17 protein-coding genes are annotated in these 19,653 nt (G+C 74.7%); 9 read left to right on the top strand and 8 right to left on the bottom strand.

All coding sequences use genetic code 11. The annotated features are described in order from the left end of the window. Window positions 1-604 precede the first annotated feature (604 nt). Window positions 605-3,574 carry a BTAD domain-containing putative transcriptional regulator gene (locus ACFU74_RS14875; protein ID WP_380756426.1) on the bottom strand — a complete coding sequence of 990 codons (2,970 nt, stop codon included), beginning with the start codon at window positions 3,572-3,574 and terminating at the stop codon, window positions 605-607. A gap of 191 nt (window positions 3,575-3,765) precedes the next feature. Here ACFU74_RS14875 and ACFU74_RS14870 point away from each other — a divergent pair, with 191 nt between their 5' ends. Next, window positions 3,766-4,197: a carboxymuconolactone decarboxylase family protein gene (locus ACFU74_RS14870; RefSeq protein ID WP_380756423.1), complete on the top strand. Its 432-nt coding sequence runs from the start codon at window positions 3,766-3,768 to the stop codon at window positions 4,195-4,197. 84 nt (window positions 4,198-4,281) lie between these two features. Continuing rightward, window positions 4,282-4,935, top strand: a complete 654-nt coding sequence (locus ACFU74_RS14865; RefSeq protein WP_380756421.1) for a DinB family protein — start codon at window positions 4,282-4,284, stop codon at window positions 4,933-4,935. On the opposite strand, the gene ACFU74_RS14860 is transcribed toward ACFU74_RS14865, so the two are convergent. Then, on the bottom strand, window positions 4,926-5,924 hold the full coding sequence (locus ACFU74_RS14860) for a helix-turn-helix transcriptional regulator (protein WP_380756419.1): 999 nt from the start codon (window positions 5,922-5,924) through the stop codon (window positions 4,926-4,928). The two genes, ACFU74_RS14865 and ACFU74_RS14860, sit on opposite strands and share 10 nt — an antisense overlap. Window positions 5,925-6,039: 115 nt before the next feature. Here ACFU74_RS14860 and ACFU74_RS14855 point away from each other — a divergent pair, with 115 nt between their 5' ends. Next, on the top strand, window positions 6,040-6,453 hold the full coding sequence (locus tag ACFU74_RS14855; protein ID WP_380756417.1) for a DUF3224 domain-containing protein: 414 nt from the start codon (window positions 6,040-6,042) through the stop codon (window positions 6,451-6,453). A 21-nt stretch (window positions 6,454-6,474) separates the two neighbouring features. Here the strand turns inward: ACFU74_RS14855 and ACFU74_RS14850 are convergent, their stop codons facing one another. Together ACFU74_RS14850 and ACFU74_RS14845 are read right to left on the bottom strand one after the other, a co-directional pair. After that, window positions 6,475-7,356: a class I SAM-dependent methyltransferase gene (locus tag ACFU74_RS14850; protein ID WP_380756415.1), complete on the bottom strand. Its 882-nt coding sequence runs from the start codon at window positions 7,354-7,356 to the stop codon at window positions 6,475-6,477. An 84-nt stretch (window positions 7,357-7,440) separates the two neighbouring features. Beyond that, window positions 7,441-7,842, bottom strand: coding sequence for a YciI family protein (locus ACFU74_RS14845; protein WP_380756413.1), 402 nt, complete (start codon window positions 7,840-7,842; stop codon window positions 7,441-7,443). Between the two features lie 169 nt (window positions 7,843-8,011). On the opposite strand from ACFU74_RS14845, the gene ACFU74_RS14840 reads away from it, so the two are divergent. After that, window positions 8,012-8,935 carry an oxygenase MpaB family protein gene (locus tag ACFU74_RS14840; protein ID WP_380756411.1) on the top strand — a complete coding sequence of 308 codons (924 nt, stop codon included), beginning with the start codon at window positions 8,012-8,014 and terminating at the stop codon, window positions 8,933-8,935. A 38-nt stretch (window positions 8,936-8,973) separates the two neighbouring features. Here the strand turns inward: ACFU74_RS14840 and ACFU74_RS14835 are convergent, their stop codons facing one another. After that, a complete protein-coding gene (locus ACFU74_RS14835) occupies window positions 8,974-9,444 on the bottom strand; it encodes a MarR family winged helix-turn-helix transcriptional regulator (protein WP_380756409.1) in 471 nt (156 codons plus the stop codon). Between the two features lie 150 nt (window positions 9,445-9,594). On the opposite strand from ACFU74_RS14835, the gene ACFU74_RS14830 reads away from it, so the two are divergent. From ACFU74_RS14830 to ACFU74_RS14820, 3 genes are all read left to right on the top strand, one after another. Beyond that, a complete protein-coding gene (locus ACFU74_RS14830; RefSeq protein WP_380756408.1) occupies window positions 9,595-10,710 on the top strand; it encodes an ABC transporter substrate-binding protein in 1,116 nt (371 codons plus the stop codon). Between the two features lie 140 nt (window positions 10,711-10,850). Beyond that, window positions 10,851-12,311, top strand: coding sequence for an APC family permease (locus ACFU74_RS14825; RefSeq protein WP_380756406.1), 1,461 nt, complete (start codon window positions 10,851-10,853; stop codon window positions 12,309-12,311). Then, entirely contained in the window at window positions 12,308-13,327 is a 1,020-nt protein-coding gene (locus ACFU74_RS14820; RefSeq protein ID WP_380756404.1) for an acetamidase/formamidase family protein, read from the top strand. The genes ACFU74_RS14825 and ACFU74_RS14820 overlap by 4 nt, the downstream gene beginning before the upstream one ends. 7 nt (window positions 13,328-13,334) lie before the next feature. On the opposite strand, the gene ACFU74_RS14815 is transcribed toward ACFU74_RS14820, so the two are convergent. Next, window positions 13,335-13,781: an SgcJ/EcaC family oxidoreductase gene (locus ACFU74_RS14815; RefSeq protein ID WP_380756402.1), complete on the bottom strand. Its 447-nt coding sequence runs from the start codon at window positions 13,779-13,781 to the stop codon at window positions 13,335-13,337. Between the two features lie 493 nt (window positions 13,782-14,274). Between ACFU74_RS14815 and ACFU74_RS14810 the strand changes: the two genes are divergently transcribed. Beyond that, complete coding sequence (locus ACFU74_RS14810; RefSeq protein WP_380756400.1) at window positions 14,275-15,315, top strand: isopenicillin N synthase family dioxygenase; 1,041 nt, start codon at window positions 14,275-14,277, stop codon at window positions 15,313-15,315. A gap of 67 nt (window positions 15,316-15,382) precedes the next feature. Then, window positions 15,383-16,195 (top strand): MerR family transcriptional regulator, encoded by an 813-nt coding sequence (locus ACFU74_RS14805; RefSeq protein ID WP_380756398.1) that lies wholly within the window; start codon window positions 15,383-15,385, stop codon window positions 16,193-16,195. On the opposite strand, the gene ACFU74_RS14800 is transcribed toward ACFU74_RS14805, so the two are convergent. Continuing rightward, window positions 16,196-18,373 (bottom strand): 3-hydroxyacyl-CoA dehydrogenase NAD-binding domain-containing protein, encoded by a 2,178-nt coding sequence (locus ACFU74_RS14800; RefSeq protein ID WP_380756396.1) that lies wholly within the window; start codon window positions 18,371-18,373, stop codon window positions 16,196-16,198. 38 nt (window positions 18,374-18,411) lie between these two features. Further along, window positions 18,412-19,626, bottom strand: coding sequence for an acetyl-CoA C-acetyltransferase (locus ACFU74_RS14795; RefSeq protein ID WP_380756394.1), 1,215 nt, complete (start codon window positions 19,624-19,626; stop codon window positions 18,412-18,414). Window positions 19,627-19,653: the final 27 nt, after the last annotated feature.

Genomic DNA, 19,653 nt, shown 5'->3' with positions numbered 1-19,653 from the left:
GTGGACGGTCGCGGCGGCCTGCGCAGGCCCCTGGTGCCGCGGCCCGGGGCCGCCCCCCGCCGGGCCGCGGCACCAGGCGTTCCCGGTCCGATCCGCCGAGCGCGCCCGACAACGACACCCAGTGCGCCCCGGCCCGGCAAGTGCCGGGCCTGAGCCCGTAGGGCCAGGACGGACCCGGCGGGCATCGCCGAGGAGGGATGCCAGGCGGTCCACCACCGGCAAGCTCGCCGAAGCCGGAAGGAAGGGCACCTCGGCCCAGCGAGCGCGGGCCCCGCTGCGGCGGTCCGCCAAGGCAAGCCAAGCCGGTGCCGGTGCGGGCATCACCGAACAGCGGCACCAGGCACCCACCCCCGGCGAACCAGCCTGCACAAGGACACCGAGCCCCCCACAGACACATGCCGGAAGGCGATCCGGCCCGGGGACGCCCGGCAGTCCGTGCCGATCCCGCACGTTGACCGGGAGTCACGCAAGCCGAGGCGGCCCGGGCGTCCGCCGGGGTGCCGGGGTCGGACCAGAAGCCGGGGCAACTCGGCCGTCCGCGCCCGGTGCCAGGACCGCCGGCAGCGGACCGGGGAACGGCACCGCCCCGCCCTCCTCGGCTGGGTCAGGCCGGGAGCCAGGAGGGCCAGGGGCGGCGGGGTGGGTCGGGTGGGTGGGGGGTGCCGAGGAGGGGGAGGAGGCGGTCGGCTTCCGGTGCGCCGATCGGGGCGAGGATCGCGTGTGCCTCGGCCCAGTAGGGGCGGGCCCGGGCCGGGTCGGGCAGGGCGTCGCCGAGGGCGGCGAGGGCCAGGCCGCGCCCGCGGTGGTCGCCGTCCAGGGTGAGCGCCTCGACCGCGCGCTCCGCGGCCTCGGCCGCTTCCGGTCCGCGGCCGGCCGCGCGCAGGGACTCGCCGAGCCGCAGCAGGAGGCGGCCGGTGCGCCGGTGGTCGCCCGGGTCGGTCAGGGCGAGGGCGGCGCGGCGGTGGGCGGCTGCCTGGTCGTGCCGGCCGAGGTCGTGGGCGATCGAGCCGAGCGAGTCCCGGGCGCGGGCCTCCAGTTCGCGGTCGGCCAGGTCGTGGCCGATCACCAGGGCCTGGTCGACCACCCGGCCCGCCGCGCCGAAGCGGCCCTGCCGGGCGAACGCCGCCGCCAGTTCCAGCAGTTCGGCGGCCAGCGCGCGCCGGTCACCGGTCCGCTGCCACACCGCGACGGCGGCCGAGTACCCGGCCACCGACTCGTCCGGGCGACCGAGTTGGACGAGGCAGGCGGCGAGCGACCCGTGCGCGAGCGCGAGCAGCGGCTGCGGCAGGCCGTGCGCGGTGCACAGGTCGCGGGCCCGGAGCAGCTCGGCCAGGGCCGACGACGCGGAACCGACCTCGGCCAGCAGCCGGCCGAGCACCAGGCGCGCCCGGGCCTCGGCGGTCCGGTCGCCCTCCTGAAGGGCGGCGCGCAGCAGGGCTTTGGCGGCGTGCCCGAGCGGGCGGGTGGCGTGTCCGGAGTCCGCCGACAGGCAGACGCCCAGCAGGAGTTCGGCGAGCCGGTCGAGGCCGGGCGCCGCCCCCGGGGAGCGGCCGGGGAGCTCCGCGCACTGGCGCACCAGCGCCCCGACGGCCACGTAGTCCCCGGCGGCCCGGGACCCGGCCGTCACCCTGGCGTGGTGGTGGTCCACCAACCGGGCCAGCACGGCCGCCCGTTCGGCGTCGCGATCCGCCTCGTCGCTCGGGCCGCCCGGGCAGGCGGTCCGGTCGATCCGCTGGGCGAAGGCCCGCAGCAGATCGTGGTAGCGGTAGCGGTCGGGGCTCGCCGCGACCTCCAGCATCGAGCAGTCCACCAGCGACTCGGCCAGCGACTCGGCGGCCGGATCCGGCCGGTCCAGGACGGCCGCCGCCTCCGCCGCCGACAGGTCCGGGACCTCGGGGACGGCCAACAGCCGGAAGGCGCGGGCCTGTTCGGCGTCCAGCAGGTCGAAGCCGAAGCGGAACGAGGATTCGACGGCGAGGTCCCCGCTGCGCAGCACGTCCAACCGGTAGCGTTCGGCGCCCAGTTGATCGACCAGCCGGGCGACGCTCCAGCCGGGACGGCAGGCCAGCCGCGCCGCGAGGATCCGCACCGCGAGCGGCAACTGCCCGCAGAGCCTCACGAGTTCACGGGACGACTCGCTCTCGGCCGCCACCCGTCCGGCGCCGACCACCCGGGTCAGCAGGGTGACGGCTTCCTCGGCGGGCAGCACCGGCAGTTCGGTGAAGCGGGCATTGGGCAGCGCCCCGATCCGGGTCCGGCTGGTGACCAGGACGGCGCAACCCGCGCCGCCCGGGAGCAGCGGCCGGACCTGCTCGGCGTCGCGCGCGTTGTCGAGCAGCACGAGGACCCGCCGCCCGGCGAGCAGCGACCGGTAGCGGGAGGCCCGTTCGGCGAGTCCCGCCGGGATCGCCCTGCCGGGGACGCCGAACGAGCGCAGGAAGACCGCCAGCGCCTCCTCGGGGCGGGTGGGGCGGCCGTCCGCGCCGTGCAGGTCGAGGTAGAGCCGGCCGTCCGGGAACTCCTCGGCGAGGCCGTGCGCGACGTGCAGGGCGAGCGCGGTCTTGCCGACCCCGCCCATGCCCGCGACCGCCGCCACGGGCATCCGGCCCGGCTCGCGCAGGGCGGACCGCACCGCCTCGACCTCGGCCGACCGGCCGGTGAAGTCGGCGACGGCGGCGGGAAGTTGGTCGGGCCTGAGCAGGGTCGGCGGATCCGCCGCAGCCGGCGGCCCGGCCTCGGCCCCGACGGCGGCCGAGGCAACGGGCGAGGCGGCGGCAAGGGCGGCGACGACGGGCGGCGGTCCGGCGGGCGCCGCCAGGGTCGCGTCCGCCGCGAGGATCCGCCCGTGCAGGTCACGCAGCCCCGGACCCGGGGCGACGCCCAGCTCGGTGCGCAGCCGGCGGTCCGCCGCCCGGTACACCTCCAGGGCGTCCGCCTGCCGTCCGGAGCGGTACAGCGCGAGCATCAGCAGTTCCGAGAGGCGCTCGCGCAGCGGGTGCTCCTCGGCCAGGGCCGTCAGTTGGGCGACCGACTCCGTCCACCGGCCGCCGTCGACCTCCGCTTCCAGGGACGACTCCAGGACGGTGAGCCGGCGTTCCTCCCACTCCCGGCGCCGGCGCTGCACATAGGGGCCGGGAACCCCGGACATCGGCTCGCCGCGCCAGAGCGCCAGCGCCGCCCGCAGCTCGGCCGCCGCCTCGGCGTGCCGCCCCTCGGCGCGCAGCGTCCGGGCCCGGGCCAGCAGCGCCTCGCAGCGTGCGGTGTCCAGGCCGCCGGGGTCGGCGACGAGCAGGTACCCGCCGCCGAGCGAGGCCAGCACCTCGGGCCCGAGGACCCGGCGCAACCGGTGCACATAGGTGCGGATGACGCCGTGGGCGCTGGCCGGTGGCTCCTCGCCCCACAGGTCGTCGACCAGTTGGGCGCCCGACACCTGGCGGCCGGCCCGGAACAGCAGCGCGAGCAGCAGCCCCTGCTGCTGCGGCGAGCCGAGCGCCAGTTCCGTCCCGCCCCGCAGGCCGCGCACCGGCCCGAGCACCTCGAACCGCAGCCCGTCCCGCCGTTCCCCGTGGTCCACCGATCGACTCCCCCCGTGCCGGTACGACTCCCCCGTCCGCATGATAACCACCGGCATTCCCGCTGCTCAGATCCGGTGGAGCGGCGACGGCCGGGGCCGTGGCGGCGATGCTTGCGTTCGAGTGGACTCCAACTCGTAGCTTCGATCACACGACGCGCCTCGTACGACCCGACCCGGGAACGGAGAGCCCCATGAGCACGAACAGGGACAGTGACACCGCCGCCGCCACGCGGGAGGAGCGATTCGAACGGGGGCTGGCCGTCCTCACCTCCGTCGACGGCGAGGCCGGGCGGCGGGTGGTGGACGCGCTCGCCGACATCCACCCCGAACTCGCCCACCAGATCGTGGCCTGGGGCTTCGGCGAGATCTACAGCCGGCCCGGGCTGCCGCCGCGTGACCGGCAGTTGGTCACCCTGGGCATGCTCACCGCACTCGGCGGCTGCGAGCCGCAGCTCGAAGTGCACCTCAACGCCGCGCTCAACGTCGGCCTCACGCCCGCCGAGATCACCGAGGCCCTGCTGCACTCCGCCGCCTACTGCGGCTTCCCCAAGGCACTGAACGCCACCTTCGTCGCCAAGAAGGTCTTCGGCGAGCGCGGCCTGCTGCCCGTGGACGAACGGTGATCGTGGACAGGCCGTGACCGCGCCGAACCCCCGGGCCGGAAAAAGGCGGTGAAGGACGGGAGCGACGGCGGCAGACTGGCCGGCATGACCGAGGAGACGCCGGAGGCGTTCAAGAAGGACCTGCTCGTCTATCTCCAGGACGCCCGGGACGCCCTGCTGTGGAAGCTCGAAGGGCTGTCCGAGTACGACGTCCGCCGGCCGCTGACGCCGACCGGGACCAATCTGCTGGGGCTGGTCAAGCACGCGACGGCGGCGGAGGCCCTGTATTTCGGGGAGACCTTCGGGCGGCCGTTCGACGCGCCCCGGCCGTGGATCACCGGGGACGCCGAGCCGAACTCCGACTTCTGGGCGACCCCGGAGGAGAGCCGGGAGCGGATCGTCGGCCTGTACCGCGCGGCCTGCGCGCACGCCGACGCGACGATCGCCGCGCTGCCGCTGGACGCGGTCGGCCGGCTGCCGTGGGGCGGGGGCGGCGAGGTGACGCTGCACCACAGCCTCGCCCACATGACCGCCGAGACCCAGCGGCACGCCGGGCACGCCGACGTCGTCCGCGAACTCGTCGACGGCGCGACCGGCCAGCGGCGGGGCGGGGAGAACATGGCGCCCGGCGACGAGGCCTGGTGGGCCGGTCACCGGGCCCGCGTCGAACGTGCCGCCCGGGAAGCCCAGGAAGTCCAGGAGACCCGGGAGGCCCGGGAGGCACAGGAGGCCCGGGCCGAACCGCCGGTTCAGGCGTAGCGGCGGGCGACGGCGGTGGCGGCGGCCGCGACAGCCTCCCGCAGCCCGGGCGGGCCGAGCACCACGGCCTCCGGGCCCAGCCGCAGCAGGTCGCCGACGGCCACCGCCGTGCTCTCGACCGCGAGGTCCACCTCCACCCATCCCTCGCCGTCGGGCGGTCCCGCGGTGTCCAGGGCCCGGGTGCCGGCGGCGCCGAACTGCATCGGGAGCAGCCGGCGGGCCTGCGGGGAGATCCGCAGACGGGCGGTCTGCTGGTGGAGGGCGGCGGTCAGCCGGCGGGCGGTCTCCGTCCAGTGGGCGGCCAGGTCGAAGCCGGCGGGGCGTTCGAAGGTCTCCTCGGCGACCTCGACGGCGAGCAGCCGGGAGACCCGGTAGGTGCGGACGGCCGGCCCCGCGGAACCGGCACCCGCCGCACCCGACTCGTCCGCCGCACCCGCGACCAGGTACCAGATGCCGCCCTTGAGGACGAGGCCCAGCGGGTGCAGCTCCCGGTTCACCTCGCCGCGCCAGCGGCGGTAGTGGACGCGCAGCACCCGCTGTTCCCAGACCGCCCGGGCGACCGGGGCCAGGTGGGCGACCGGGTCGGCGTCGCGGAACCAGGCCGGGGCGTCCAGGTGGAAGCGGTCCTGGACGCGGCGGGTGCGGTCGGCGAGTTCGGCGGGCAGCGCCGCCTGGAGCTTGAGCTGGGCGGTGGTCAGCACCGCGCCGAGGCCCAGGTCGCGGGCCGGTCCGGGGGCGCCGGTGAGGAACAGCGCGTCGGCCTCGGCATCGGTGAGGCCGGTGAGCCGGGTGCGGTAGCCGTCCATCAGCCGGTAGCCGCCCTCGGGCCCCCGGTCGGCGGTCACCGGGACGCCGGACGCGGCCAGCGCCTCGACGTCCCGGTAGACGGTGCGGACCGACACCTCCAGCTCGGCGGCGAGCTCGCCGGCGGTCATCCGGCCGCGGTTCTGGAGCAGGAGCAGCAGGGCGAGGAGCCGGTCGGCGCGCATGGTCCCATTCTGGCGCCCGTACCTGACAGAAGGTGTCAGGTACGGGCGCCAGAGTGATCACCGAGCGCCCGGCAGACCCGCCGTGCGCCGGCCCGAGCAGCACCAGAGGACGACCATGAGCGCTACCACCACCGTCACCGGCGGCTTCGGCTACGCCGACTGGACCGAGACGGCGATCGGCCCGACGGAGACCCGTCCCCGGCTGGCCCGGGCCTCCGTCGTCAACGCCTTCACCGGCGGCATCGAGGCGGCGGCGACCGTCTGCGAGTACGTCTTCGTCTACGCCACCGAGAAGACCGGCACCTTCACCGGCCTTCAGCAGATCACCGGTCGGCTGGACGGCCGCAGCGGCGGCTTCACCGTGGAGGAGCGCGGCACCTTCGCGGAGGACGGCACCGTCCGCTGCACCTTCGAGGTGGTCCCCGGCACCGCGACCGGCGAACTCACCGGGCTGCGCGGCACCGGCGACTACCTGTACCACCCCGGCGAGTCGCCCGTCCCGTACACCTTCACCTATGAACTCGGCTGAGCCCGGAGAAGGCGGAGGGCCCTACGCCCGGCCGGTGAGGAGGGAGATCCGGACCGGCTCCGGGTAGCCGGCGGCGGTGGGCGGGGCGGGGAGCGCGGCGCGCAGGCGGGCGGCGAAGGCCGGGCGTTCGGCCGGGGAGGGGAGGGACGTGGCGGGGATGGCGGAGAAGAGGGTGCCCAGGAGCTGATCGGGGGTCAGGGCGTCCTCGTAGTCGATCACCGTATCCCGCACGTCCGTGAAGCCGGCGGCCGTCAACGCGGCGGCGTAGCGCTCGCGTTCGGCGGCGTCGGTGCCGCAGGAGGCGGTGATCGGGCGGCCGAAGTGCTCCTCCAGCGCGCCGCGCAGGGCCTGCGACCAGTCGCTGTCCTGGGCCCAGACCGGCGCTCCGTTGGCGATCACGGCGACCCCGCCGCCCGGGCGGGTGAGCGGGCGCAGGGCGCCGAACAGCTCTTCGGGCCGCATCCAGTGCAGGGCGTTGCCGATCACGGTGACGCCGAGCGGGCGGTCGCCGGGCAGCAGGGCCGCGAGGGCGGGGACGTCCGCGTCGGTGCCGAGCAGCCACAGGGCGTTGCGCACGCCCGCCCGGTCGGCGGCGGTCCGGGCCCCGCGGAGCATGTCCGGCTCCGGGTCCAGGCCGATGACGGTCCGGACGTGGGCGGCGAGCGGGAGGGCGAGTTGGCCGGTGCCGCAGCCCAGGTCGAGCGCGAGGTCGCCGATGCCGGCATGGGCGTCCAGGCCGAAGGTCCGGGCGAGGGCGTCGAACACGGCCGGCGGATAGCCGCGGCGGTACTCGGCGTAGTAGGCGGCCACCTCACCGGAGAAGTCCGGGAGGCCGGAGCCGGGTTCCGGGGCGGAGGCGGCGGACGGGGCGGGGGAGGCGACTGGGGCGGAGGAGGAGGTCATGCCCGAGTATCTGCCCGCCCGGGCCGGGCCCACCCGGCTGATCGCTCTGGGCGGACGGCCCGGACCGGGCTGCGGGGCGGGTGCTCAGACCTCGACGGGCGGTTCGGACATGACCCTCCGCACCTCGATCGGCATGTCGAGCGGCCTGCCCCCGGGGCCGGGGGCGGCGGAAACCCTGGCAGCGATCTCGACCGCGCGCGACTCGGCGCCGCAGTCCACGATCCACCAGCCGGCCACCCACTCCTTGGTCTCCGCGAACGGGCCGTCGCTGACCACCGGTGCGCCGCCGCCGCCGGCGCGGACGATCCGGGCGGTCTCCGGCATGGCCAGCCCCTGGGCGTCGACGAGTTCGCCGGTGGCGGCGAGCTCGGCGTTCAGGTCCCGCATGTACCCCACATGGATCCGGACGTCCTCGACCGGCCACTCCTCGACCTTCGGGATGTCGAGGTCCTTCGCGCTGAACTGCATCAGCAGCATGTACTTCATCGTTCCGCTCCTCGGTCGTGCGCGTGCTCTCACAGGATGGTCGGAGCACACCGCCCGGTCTCGACATCCCGGCGGAAATCCGTGGGGGGAAGTCACCGGCTCCGCCCGCGCACCCCCGGGGGGCGACGTCGTTGACCCGGCGCCGAACACGCGCCTAGGGTCGGGGCCCGTGCAGCGATACGACTGGCTGAAGCGGATTCAGCGCATGGACCCGGAGACCGAGTTCACCGAGATCTACCGGATCAGCAACTGGTACGAATTCCCCTGGGACTACACCCAGTCACTCGGCTTCGCGCTCTACCGCACCTACGCCGTCCCCAGCATCGGCCGGCTGCTCGCGCGGACCGGCGAGTTCACCGGGCGCCCCCAGAAGCGCTACGACGACACCCTGCTGATCCTGGAGGCGGTGGTCGAGCACGGCTTCGACTCCTCCCGGGGCCGGGAGGCGATCCGCCGGATGAACCAGATGCACCGCCGGTACGACATCTCCAACGATGACTTCCGGTACGTGCTCGCCACCTTCGTGGTGACGCCCAAGCGCTGGATCGACGACTACGGCTGGCGCCGCCTCTCCCCGCACGAGATCCGGGCCGGGGTCAACTACTACCGCGAACTGGGCCGGCACATGGGGATGACCGGCATCCCGGAGACCTACGAGGAGTTCGAGCGGCTGCTCGACGACTACGAGCGCGAGCACTTCGCCTTCGACCCGGGCGGCCGGGCGGTCTCCGACGCCACGCTCGGCCTGATGGCCTCCTGGTACCCGGTGCCGCTGCGGCCGTCGATGCGGACCTCCTCGGTCTGCCTGCTCGACGACCCGCTGCGCGAGGCCTTCGGCTACCCGGCCCCGCCGGCCGCGCTGCGGCGCGCCGTCCGCGCCGGGATGCGGCTGCGCGGGCGCTTCGTGCGGCTGCTGCCGCCGCGCCGCAGGCCGCACCTGGGCCGGGACGGCCGACAGATGCGCAGCTACCCCGGGTATCCGTACGGCTATCGGATCAGCGACCTGGGGACCTTCGCGCGGAAGGACGGCTCAGGGTCCTCCTCCGGCGGCTGCCCGTTCCCGCACGCCGCGGCCACCGGCGACGGGGACTGAACGACCGCCGCGCGGACGTCCCCGGGCGAACGGCGGCGCTACGCCACGCCCGCCGCGGTGAGGTGGCGCAGGAGCGGGCCGGGGTCGTGGCTGCCGCAGGCGGTGCGCAGGGCGGCGTCGTGGGCGGCGGCGAGGGCGTCGAGACGGGCCAGGCGGGTGTGGCCGAGCCGGGAGAGGTGCGCGGTGACGCGGCGGCGGTCCTGCTCGTCCTGGCGGCGGTAGACCCAGCCCGCCCCGGTGAGGGCGTCGACGATCCGGCTGAGGCTGGCCTGCGGGATGAGCAGCGTCTGGGCGAGCTCGCCCATCGAGCGGCCGGTGCCGTCGGTGAGGGCGCGCATCACCCGCCACTGGTCGAGGGTGCAGCCCTCGGCCTCCAGCCGGGCGGCCAGGTCACGGGCGAGGCGGCGCTGGGCGAGCGTGAGCAGCTCGATCAGCAGCGGCTGGTCGGCGGTGGCGGCCGGGGCGGCGGCAGAGGAGGCGGCGGGGGCGGTGGTGGCTGGTGGTCTCATGGCCGTGTCTCGTTTCCCCATCGCTGGTCCTGGTCGCCGACCCGAGGGCCGGTCCCGGTCTGCGGTCCCGGTCCGCGGCCCCGGTCTCCGGTGCCGGTCGTTCCGTCCTCGTTTGGCCGGATCGGCTGGCCATGACGATACTCGCAAGCGATGAGCGCCGATGTGAAGCTTCTGGAGCCGCTCGACGCGCGGTACCTCCCCCGGGAGGCGCCGGCGCTGCGGGTGGGCCTGGTCGTGCCGCAATCCGGGCCGCTCGGCCTGACCGGGCCCTCGGCGCTGGACGGCGCGCTGCTGGCCGCGCACGAGGTGAACGCGGGCGGCGGGGTGCGCGGGCTGCCGTTGGAGCTGGTGCTGGTGGACGGCGGCGGCGCGCCCGCGGCGGTGGCCAGGGAGGTGGCGCTGCTGCTGGACGCCGGGGCGGTGGACGCGGTGGCCGGCTGCCACTCCAGTGATGTGCACCGGGCCGTGGAGACGGTGACCACCGGGCGGACCGCGTACGTCTACACACCGCCGCACGAGGGGGGCGACCGGCTGCCGGGCGTGTTCTGCACCGGGGCGGACCCGGCGCGGCAGCTGGAGGGGGTGGTGGAGCGGCTCACCGAGCGGCACCGGCTGCGCCGGTGGGCGCTGGTCGGCAACGACTACATCTGGCCGCACGCGGTGCACCGGGCGGCCGGGGAGGCGGTGGCCCGGGTCGGGGCGCGGGTGGTGCTGCGGCGACACCTGCCGTTCGGGACGGCGGAGCGGTCGCTGGAACCGCTGCTGCACGCGCTGCGCGCGGAGCGGGCGGACGCGCTGCTGCTGAGCCTGATCGGCGCCGACCTGGTGCGGTTCAGCCGGGCGCTGCGCCGCAGCGGCCTGGACCGCAGGCTGGTGCGGCTGTCCGTCGCACTGGAGGAGAACAGCCTGCTCGCGTGCGGCGGGGACGCCACCGGGACGCTGTACGCCACGATGCCGTCGTTCGCGTCCCTCGCGGAGGAGCGGCGGGTGCGGCTGGCGGAGCAGCACCGGGCGGTGTTCGGGCCGTACGCGCCGGTGCTGGACGCGTACGCGGTGGGCCTGTACGACGGGCTGCACCTGCTGGCGGCGCTGGCGGCGCGCGGGGAGCTGGTCGCGGACGGCGGGCTGGGGCGGGCGGCGGCGCGGCTGCTGCGCGGGGACGGCGCCGCGGTGCGGCGGGCGTGGGCGCGGGCGCCACTGGGGCCGGCCGGGGACGGGGTGCACCTGGCGCGGGCGGAGGGGCTCGGATTCACGGTCCTGTCGTAGGGCGGCGGCGACGCGCCGCCGCGGGTGTTCGCCATGCGGACGGAACCGCCAAACCCTTCCATTTGGAAATAACTGGCTCTAGTGTCTCCCCACCACCTCGGGTCGCCCCGCCACGGGTCGTCACGGAAGAGAGCCCCCACATGCCCGAAGCACCCCCCTCCTCCCCCGCCGACATCGAGAGCTACGGCTACAAGCAGGAACTGCGCCGCTCGCTGCGCTTCACCGACCTGCTGGTCTACGGCCTGGTCTTCATGGTGCCGATCGCCCCCTTCGGCATCTTCGGCAGCGTCTTCCAGGGCTCCGGCGGCATGGTCGCCCTGGCGTACGTGCTCGGGATGGTGGCGATGATGTTCACCGCCCTCTCCTACGCGCAGATGTCCCGGGCCTTCCCGATGGCCGGCTCGGTCTACACCTACGCCGGGCGCGGCATCGCGGCGCCGGTCGGCTTCCTGTCCGGCTGGATGATCCTGCTGGACTACGTGCTCGTCCCCGGCCTGCTCTACCTGATCGCCGGCGTGGCGATGAACTCGCTGGTGCCGGCCGTGCCGGTCTGGCTGTGGCTGGTCGGCTTCGTGCTGCTGAACACCGCCGTCAACTACCTCGGCGTCGAGATGACGTCGAAGGTCAACAAGGCGATGCTGATCGGCGAACTCGTGGTGCTGGCCGTGTTCATCGCCTTCGGCGTGGCGGCGCTGGCCGCCGGCAAGGGCCGCGGCTTCGACTTCACGCCGATCTACAACTCGCAGACGTTCTCCTGGAGCCTGGCCTTCGGCGCGGTGTCGATCGCGGTGCTGAGCTTCCTCGGCTTCGACGCCATCTCCACCCTCTCCGAGGAGAACCGGGACTCCACCAAGGCCATCGGCCGCTCGATGATCGCCGCGCTGCTGCTGGCCGGCTCGCTGTTCATCGCGCAGACCTGGATCGCCTCGCTGCTCGTCCCGGACCCGGACGCGCTGATCGCGGACGGCGACCCGAACGGCACCGCCTTCTACGACGCCGCGCGCGCCGCCGCCGGCGGCTGGCTCGCCACCGTCACCGCCGCCGCGACCGCCGTGGCCTGGGGCTTCGCCAACTCCCTGGTCGCCCAGGCGGCCACCTCGCGCCTGCTGTACGCGATGGCCCGCGACCGTCAGCTTCCCGCGTTCCTCGCCAAGGTCCACCCGCGCCACCGCGTCCCGGTGAACGCGACCCTGCTGACGGCGGGCATCTCGCTCGTCCTCGGCCTCTACACCGCCTCGCGCGAGGACGGCATCACCCTGCTGTCCACCCTGGTCAACTTCGGCGCACTGACCACCTTCCTCGTCCTGCACGTGTCCGTCGTGGTGCACTACCTGTTCCGCCGCCGCAGCCGCGACTGGTGGCGCCACCTGGTCGCCCCGGTCATCGGCTTCGCGATCCTCGCCTACGTGGTGATCAACGCCGACATCGCCGCCCAGCGGCTCGGCTTCGTCTGGCTGGCGATCGGCGGACTGGTCCTCACCGGGCTGCTGCTGACCGGCCGCCGCCCGAACCTGGCGGCGGTGGCCGTCGACGCGACCCCCGATTCCGACCCCGCCTCCGTACCCGCCTCAGCACCCGCCTCCGGCAAGGAGAACCCGTGAGCCTGCCCGACGTCGTCTCCCTCTCCCCCAAGCCCGACGACTACGCCTACACCTTCGGCGGACGCACCCCGCTGGTGACCGTCCAGCCCGGCACCGTGGTCGAGCTGACCACCGAGGACTGCTTCGGCGGCCGGGTCCGCGGCTTCGCCGACCTGCCGAGCGCGGTCTGCGAGTTCCCCTACCTCAACCCGGTCACCGGGCCGATCGCGGTGGCCGGCGCCGAGCCCGGCGACACCCTGGCCGTGCACTTCGTGGAGATCACCCCGGCCCGCGACTGGGGCGTCTCCAGCACCTTCCCGCACTTCGGCGCACTCACCGCCACCCACAGCACGGCGATGCTGCACGCGCCGCTGGAGGAGCGGGTCTGGGTGTACGAACTGGACGTCGCGGCCGGCGTCTGCCGGTTCCGGGCCCGCAACAGCGACTTCACCGCCGAGCTCCCGCTGGACCCGATGCACGGCACGGTCGGCGTCGCCCCGGCCGGCGGCGAGACCCTGATGTCGATCACCCCCGGCGCCCACGGCGGCAACCTCGACACCCCCGAGATGCGGGCCGGCACCACCGCCTACTTCGGCGTCAACGTGCCCGGCGGGCTGCTCGCCATCGGCGACGGCCACGCCCGCCAGGGCGAGGGCGAGGTGTGCGGGACGGCGATCGAGACCGCGATGCGCACCACCGTGGTGGTCGACCTGATCAAGGGCGGCGGACCGGCCTGGCCCCGGCTGGAGAACGACCACTACCTGATCTCCACCGGCTCGGCCCGGCCGCTGGAGGACGCCTTCCGGATCAGCCAGCACGACCTCGTGTGCTGGAGCGGGGAACTGCTCGGCCTGGACACGCTGGACGCCTACCAGCTGGTCAGCCAGGCCGGCCTGGCCCCGGCGGCCAACGTGTGCGACACCAACTACACGATGGCCGCCAAGCTGCCCAAGTCCCTGCTGGGCCGCACCCGGGCCTACGACGGCCTGCACGACCGGCTCCGCGAGACCGCCGCCGGCTACCTGCGGGGGCGTTGAAGAGGGGTCAGGTTCCCAGCACAACGGTGTTCTGGTTGGCGGTGAGCAGCCACCGGCCGCCCTCCTTCGCCATGACGTACAGCGGGCTCCCCTCCTCCCCGACCTGCCCGCCGTCGCCGTCGAGGTAGCGCTGGCGCACCTTGACGGCGGCGACGTCGGGCCGGATGAAGAGCACGTGCACCACTTCGTAGGTGGCCGTGCTGCCGCTGCCGGCGAAGGCACCGGGCAGCACCTTGCGGGTGAAATCGGCGATCTCCTCCCGGCCGCGCAGCAGCACGCCGTGGCCGGTGGTCCAGATCGCGTCCGACCGGAACAGGCCGATGAACTCCTCGGGGAGCTCGTTGACCTGCGCGTGCTGGACGGTGGCGACCACCTGTTCGATGGCGGCGATCTCGCCTTCGAGCGAGCCGGCGTCCATCAGGGCGGTCCCAGTGGTGTTCCTGTTGGTGTTCATGCCGCCCATGATGAAACCTCACGTCGACTTCAGGTCAAGGCCCGGGGTGACCGCCTCCGGGAGTGACCGGCGGATGCAGCGGGGGGAGGAGAGGTGGCAGGCAGGACAGCGGGCGGCGTCCCGCCGAGCCACCGGGCGGCGAGCGTGCCGACCTGCCCGGGGCTCGCGTCGAGGGCGGTGGCGGCGGTCAGCGGAAGCGCGACCCACCGCCCGCGCCCGCTCCTCGCCGCCGCCCGCTCCCGCATCCGAACGGGTGATCTAGGCTGGTGGGGTGCCCCTTCTCGTTCGCCGTCGCCACGTGGACCTGCTCCGCGTGACCAGCATGTCCTGTCGACGCTCCGGCTGAACCTCGCGCCCCTCACCCTCAGCGCGGCCCGCAGCGGCCGCCTCCCCCCCCTCCCGGCCCCGGGCACACCGCCGCACCAGGCGCGCGTGCCCGGCGTTCCCGGTCACCACCGGAGCCGGCCGGGACGAGACCCAGCGGATGTCACCCATGTCGCAGCAGTACCGCCCCACCAGCCCCGCCGACGCCAACGCCGCCGACGCCCTTCCGGTGATCGACCTCTCGCTCGCCGGCGGCAGCCCGGCGGACCGCACCCGCCTGCACGACGAGCTGCGGAGCGCGGCCACCGGTGTCGGCTTCTTCCAGCTCGTCGGCCACGGGGTCACCCCGGCCGAGACGACCGCGCTCACCGGCGCCATGCGGGCCTTCTTCGCCCTCCCCGAGGCCGACCGCCTCGCCGTCGCCAATCTGCACTCCCCGCACTACCGCGGCTACACCCGCACCGGCGACGAGCGCACCGGCGGCAGCCGGGACTGGCGCGACCAGCTCGACATCGGCGCCGAGCGGCCCCCGCACGTCCCCGCCCCCGGCGAGCCCCCGTACTGGTGGTTGGAGGGCCCCAACCAGTGGCCCGCCGCCCTCCCCGAGCTGCGCGACGCCGCCCTGGCCTGGATCGACCGCCTCGGCGCGGTCGCCCGTACGCTGCTGCACGAACTCCTCACCGCGATCGGCGCCCGCCCCGACTTCTACGACCCCGCCTTCGCCGGCCACCCGCACCTGCGGCTCAAGCTGGTCCGCTACCCGGGCACCGCCCCCGACGGCGCCGCGCAGGGCGTCGGGGCGCACAAGGACTACGGCTTCATCACCCTGCTCCTCCAGGACACCGTCGGCGGCCTCCAGGTGCAGCGCCCGGACGGCTCGTTCCTGGACGTCCCGCCCCTCGACGGCGCCTTCGTCGTCAACCTCGGCGAACTCCTGGAGGTCGCCACCGACGGCTACCTCAAGGCCACCAGCCACCGGGTGATCAGCCCGCCCGGCGCCCGCGAGCGCTACTCCGTCCCGTTCTTCTACAACCCCCGCCTCGACGCCCACATCGAACCCCTGGACTTCCCCCTCGCCCACCACGCCCCCGGCGTCACCCAGGACCCGGCCAACCCCCTCCACGCCGACTTCGGCTTCAACGAGTGGAAGGGCTACACCCGGGCCCACCCCGAGGTCACCCGCCGCCACCACCCCGACCTCGCCGCCTGAGGTTCCACCACGCCCGGGGCCGGCAGGGTTCCGGGCGTGGACCCGGTGGGACAGTGGTGTCACACTCGTGGTGTCACAGTGGTGGTGCTACGGGTGGGAGGCGGGGGTGGAGGTGCGGCTGACGGTCGACGAGTTGGCGGCGCGGGCGGGCGTGACGGTGCGGACGGTGCGGTTCTACGGGACGAAGGGGCTGCTGCCGCCGCCGGTGCTGGGGGCGCGGCGGGTGGGGTGGTACGGGGCGGAGCACCTGGACCGGCTGGGGCTGATCGAGGAGCTGCAGCGGCAGGGGCTGACACTGGCCGCGATCGAGCGGTACCTGGCGCGGCTGCCCCAGGACTCCACGCCGCTGGATCTGGCGATCCACCGGGCACTGGTGGCGTCGTGGACGCCGGAGGTGCCGGAGGAGGCGGGCCGGGAGGAGCTGGAGCGGCGGGCCGGGCGGCGGCTGTCGGAGGAGCAGCTGGACCGGCTGGCCGCGATGGGGGCGCTGGAGCGGACGGCGGACCCGGAGGTGTTCCGGGTGGACCCGGGCCTGCTGCCGCTGGGGGTGCGGATCCTGGACGTGCCGATCCCGCTGGAGACGCTGGTCACGGCGCGCGCGGTGGTGGTGGAGCACAGCCGGGCGACGGCGCGCGAGTTGCAGCGGCTGTTCCGGGAGACGGTGTGGAAGCCCTACCGGGAGAGCGAGCCCGCGCCGGACGAGGTCGAGCGGATGAAGGCGCTCACCGGCCACATTCAGCCGATGGTGGCGCAGGCGCTGGTCACGGCGTTCCAGAAGTCGTTGCGGGAGGAGCTCGGCGAGGAGCCGGGCGGGGAGCCGGGCGGGGAGCCGGGCGGGGCGGCCGCCGAAGAGGAACGGGCCGCCCCGCCCGGGCGGTGATCAGTCCGTGAAGGTGCGTCCCTCGGCGGCGATCCGTTCCAGCAGGGCGGGCGGCGCGAACCGCTCGCCGTACGCGGCGGCGAGTTCGCGGGCGCGGTCCGCGAAGCCGGCCGGGCCGCCCGGGTAGCCGTTGATGTACTGGAGGACGCCGCCGGTCCAGGCCGGGAAGCCGATGCCGAGGATGGAGCCGACGTTGGCGTCCGCGACCGAGGTGAGCACGCCCTCCTCCAGGCAGCGCACCGAGTCCAGGGCCTCGCTGAACAGCATCCGCTCCTTGAGGTCCTCGAAGGGGACGTCGGCGTCCGGGCGGGTGAAGTGCTCGCGCAGGCCCGGCCAGAGGCGGCCGCGCACGCCGTTCCCGTCGTACTCGTAGAAGCCGGCGCCGCCGCTGCGGCCGGGGCGGCCGAACTCGTCGACCATCCGGTCCACCACGGCGTCCGCCGGGTGGGCGGTCCACTCGCCGCCGGCCGCCTCGATCGCGCGCCGGTGCTCGTCGCGGATCCTGCGCGGCAGGGTGAGGGTCAGCTCGTCGAGCAGCGAGAGCACCTTCGCCGGGTAGCCGGCCTGGGCGGCGGCCTGCTCGACGCTGGCCGGCTCCACGCCTTCGCCGATCATGGCGACGCCCTCGTTGATGAACCGGCCGATCACCCGCGAGGTGAAGAAGCCCCGCGAGTCGTTGACCACGATCGGCGTCCTGTCGATCTGCCGGACCAGGTCGAAGGCGCGGGCCAGCGCCTCGTCCCCGGTCCGCGGCCCGCGGATGATCTCCACCAGTCGCATCCTGTCGACCGGCGAGAAGAAGTGCAGGCCGATGAAGTCGGCGGGGCGCCGCACGCCCTCGGCGAGCAGGCCGATCGGCAGGGTGGAGGTGTTGGAGCAGAGCAGGGCGTCCGGCGCGACGACGCCTTCGATCTCCTGGAACACCTTCTGCTTCAGCTCGGGGTTCTCGAAGACCGCCTCGATCACCGCGTCGCAGCCGGCCAGGTCGGCGGCCTCGGCGGTGGGGGTGATCCGGGCGAGCAGCTCGTCGCGCTGTGCCGCGGTGCTCCGCCCGCGCGCCACAGCCTTGGCCGACAGGCCCTCGGAGTAGGCCTTTCCGCGCTCGGCGGCCTCCAGGGTGACGTCCTTGAGCAGCACCTCGATGCCGGCCCCGGCGCAGGCGTGGGCGATGCCGGCGCCCATCATGCCGGCGCCGATCACCGCGACCTTGCGGACCGTCCGCTTCTCCACCGAAGCGGGCCTCCCCGCACCGGAGTTGACCGCCTGGAGGTCGAAGAAGAGCGCCTGGATCATGTTCTTGCTGGTCTGTCCGCAGGCCAGCTCGGTGAAGTAGCGGGCCTCGACCACCATCGCGGTGTCGACGTCCACCTGGGCGCTCTCGACGGCGGCGGCGAGCACATTGCGCGGCGCCGGGTAGGGGGCGCCGGCCAGCTGCTTTCGCAGATTGGCGGGGAAGGCGGGCAGGTTGGCGGCGAGGGCGGGGGTGCTGGGGGTGCCGCCGGGGATCTTGTAGCCCTTGACGTCCCAGGGCTGGACGGGGGCCGGGTTGGCCTCGATCCAGGCCCGCGACCGGGCAGCCAACTCCTCCGGGGTGTCGACGAGTTCGTGGACCAGTCCGTTTTCGAGGGCCTGCGCGGGGCGGTACTGGCGGCCCTGCAGCAGGAACTTCAGCAGGGCGTCGGTGATGCCGAACAGCCGGACGGTGCGGACGATCCCGCCGCCGCCGGGGAGCAGGCCGAGGGTGACCTCGGGCAGGCCGATCCGGCTCGCCGGGGTGTCCAGGGCGATCCGGTGGTGGCAGGCGAGGGCCAGCTCCAGGCCGCCGCCGAGCGCGCTGCCGTTGACCGCGGCGACGACCGGCCTGCCGAGCGTCTCCAGGGTGCGCAGGGCGCGCTTGATCCGCATCGACTTCTCGAAGACGGCGGCGGCGTCCCCGGGGCCGGCGGCGGAGAGCATCCGCAGGTCGCCGCCGGCGAAGAAGGTCTTCTTGGCGGAGGTGACGACCACGCCGCGCAGTCCGCCGGCGGCGGCGAGGCCGGCCAGCCGGGCGACGACGGCCTCGAAGTCGGCGGTGAACGCCTCGTTCATGGTGTTGACGGACTGGGCGGGGTCGTCGAGGACGAGGGTGACCACGCCGTCCTGGTCCTGCTCCCAGCGGATGGTGGTGGTGTCGCTCATGGGTTCGGATCTCCGGAGAGGTGGGGAGAGGACGGGGGTCAGACGCGCTCGACGATGGTGGCGATGCCCATGCCGCCGCCCACGCAGAGGGTGGCCAGGCCGTAGCGCAGCTCGCGCCGCTCCAGCTCGTCGACGAGGGTGCCGATGAGCATCGCGCCGGTGGCGCCCAGCGGGTGGCCGAGGGCGATGGCGCCGCCGTTGACGTTCACCTGCTCCGGGGAGAAGCCCATCTCGCGGATGAAGCGCAGGGCGACGGCGGCGAAGGCCTCGTTGATCTCGACCAGGTCGATGTCGGCGGCGGTCAGCCCGGCCTTGGCGAGCGCCTTGCGGGTGGCGGGCGCGGGGCCGGTGAGCATGATGGTCGGCTCGGAGCCGGAGACGGCGGCGGAGACGATCCGGGCGCGCGGACGCAGCCCGTAGCGCTCCCCGGTCTCGCGGTTGCCGATGGCGACCAGGGCGGCGCCGTCGACGATGCCGGAGGAGTTGCCGGCGTGGTGGACGTGGTCGATGGCCTCCACCCAGTGGTACTTCTGCAGGGCGACGGCGTCGAAGCCGCCGGCCTCGCCGATGGCGGCGAAGGAGGGCTTGAGCGCGGCGAGCGTCTCGACGGTGGTGCCGGGGCGGATGAACTCGTCGCGGTCCAGCACGACCAGGCCGCTGCGGTCGCGGACCGGGACGACCGAGCGGTCGAACAGGCCGTCGGCCCGGGCCTTGGCGGCGCGGGCCTGGGACTCGGCGGCGAACGCGTCCACGTCGGTGCGGGAGAAGCCCTCGATGGTGGCGATGAGGTCGGCGCCGATGCCCTGGGGCACGAAGTTGGTCTCGTAGGCCGTCATCGGGTCGGCGAACCAGGCGCCGCCGTCGGAGGCCATCTTCACCCGGGACATCGACTCGACGCCGCCGGCCAGCACGAGGTCCTCCCAGCCGGAGCGGACCTTGGCGGCGGCCAGGTTGACGGCCTCCAGTCCGGAGGCGCAGAAGCGGTTCTCCTGGACGCCGGCGACCGTGTCGGGCAGACCGGCGGCGACGGCGGCGATCCGGGCGATGTCGGAGCCCTGGTCGCCGACCGGGCTGACCACGCCGAGCACGATGTCGTCGATCGCCGCCGGGTCCAGCTCCGGGAAGCGGCGGCGGATCTCGTGGATCAGGCCGACGACCAGGTCGATCGGCTTGGTGCCGTGCAGCGAGCCGGTGGCCTTGCCCCGGCCGCGCGGGGTGCGGATCGCGTCGTAGACGTACGCTTCGGTGGTCACGGTGGGGAGCCTTTCGGGGCGGGGGTG

The organism is Kitasatospora sp. NPDC057500, from assembly GCF_042802195.1.
Classification (GTDB): domain Bacteria; phylum Actinomycetota; class Actinomycetes; order Streptomycetales; family Streptomycetaceae; genus Kitasatospora.
Note: the sequence above shows the minus strand (reverse complement) of the source record. Positions and strands in the feature narration are given on the sequence as shown.

What these genes read in the sequence shown, in the direction of transcription:
- ACFU74_RS14870 (WP_380756423.1), top strand. Translation starts at nt 3,766, where the DNA reads ATGAGCACGAACAGGGACAGTGACACCGCCGCCGCCACGCGGGAGGAG.
- ACFU74_RS14865 (WP_380756421.1), top strand. Translation starts at nt 4,282, where the DNA reads ATGACCGAGGAGACGCCGGAGGCGTTCAAGAAGGACCTGCTCGTCTAT.
- ACFU74_RS14860 (WP_380756419.1), bottom strand. Translation starts at nt 5,924, where the DNA reads ATGCGCGCCGACCGGCTCCTCGCCCTGCTGCTCCTGCTCCAGAACCGC.
- ACFU74_RS14855 (WP_380756417.1), top strand. Translation starts at nt 6,040, where the DNA reads ATGAGCGCTACCACCACCGTCACCGGCGGCTTCGGCTACGCCGACTGG.
- ACFU74_RS14850 (WP_380756415.1), bottom strand. Translation starts at nt 7,356, where the DNA reads ATGACCTCCTCCTCCGCCCCAGTCGCCTCCCCCGCCCCGTCCGCCGCC.
- ACFU74_RS14845 (WP_380756413.1), bottom strand. Translation starts at nt 7,842, where the DNA reads ATGAAGTACATGCTGCTGATGCAGTTCAGCGCGAAGGACCTCGACATC.
- ACFU74_RS14835 (WP_380756409.1), bottom strand. Translation starts at nt 9,444, where the DNA reads ATGAGACCACCAGCCACCACCGCCCCCGCCGCCTCCTCTGCCGCCGCC.
- ACFU74_RS14830 (WP_380756408.1), top strand. Translation starts at nt 9,595, where the DNA reads ATGAGCGCCGATGTGAAGCTTCTGGAGCCGCTCGACGCGCGGTACCTC.
- ACFU74_RS14825 (WP_380756406.1), top strand. Translation starts at nt 10,851, where the DNA reads ATGCCCGAAGCACCCCCCTCCTCCCCCGCCGACATCGAGAGCTACGGC.
- ACFU74_RS14815 (WP_380756402.1), bottom strand. Translation starts at nt 13,781, where the DNA reads ATGAACACCAACAGGAACACCACTGGGACCGCCCTGATGGACGCCGGC.
- ACFU74_RS14810 (WP_380756400.1), top strand. Translation starts at nt 14,275, where the DNA reads ATGTCGCAGCAGTACCGCCCCACCAGCCCCGCCGACGCCAACGCCGCC.
- ACFU74_RS14800 (WP_380756396.1), bottom strand. Translation starts at nt 18,373, where the DNA reads ATGAGCGACACCACCACCATCCGCTGGGAGCAGGACCAGGACGGCGTG.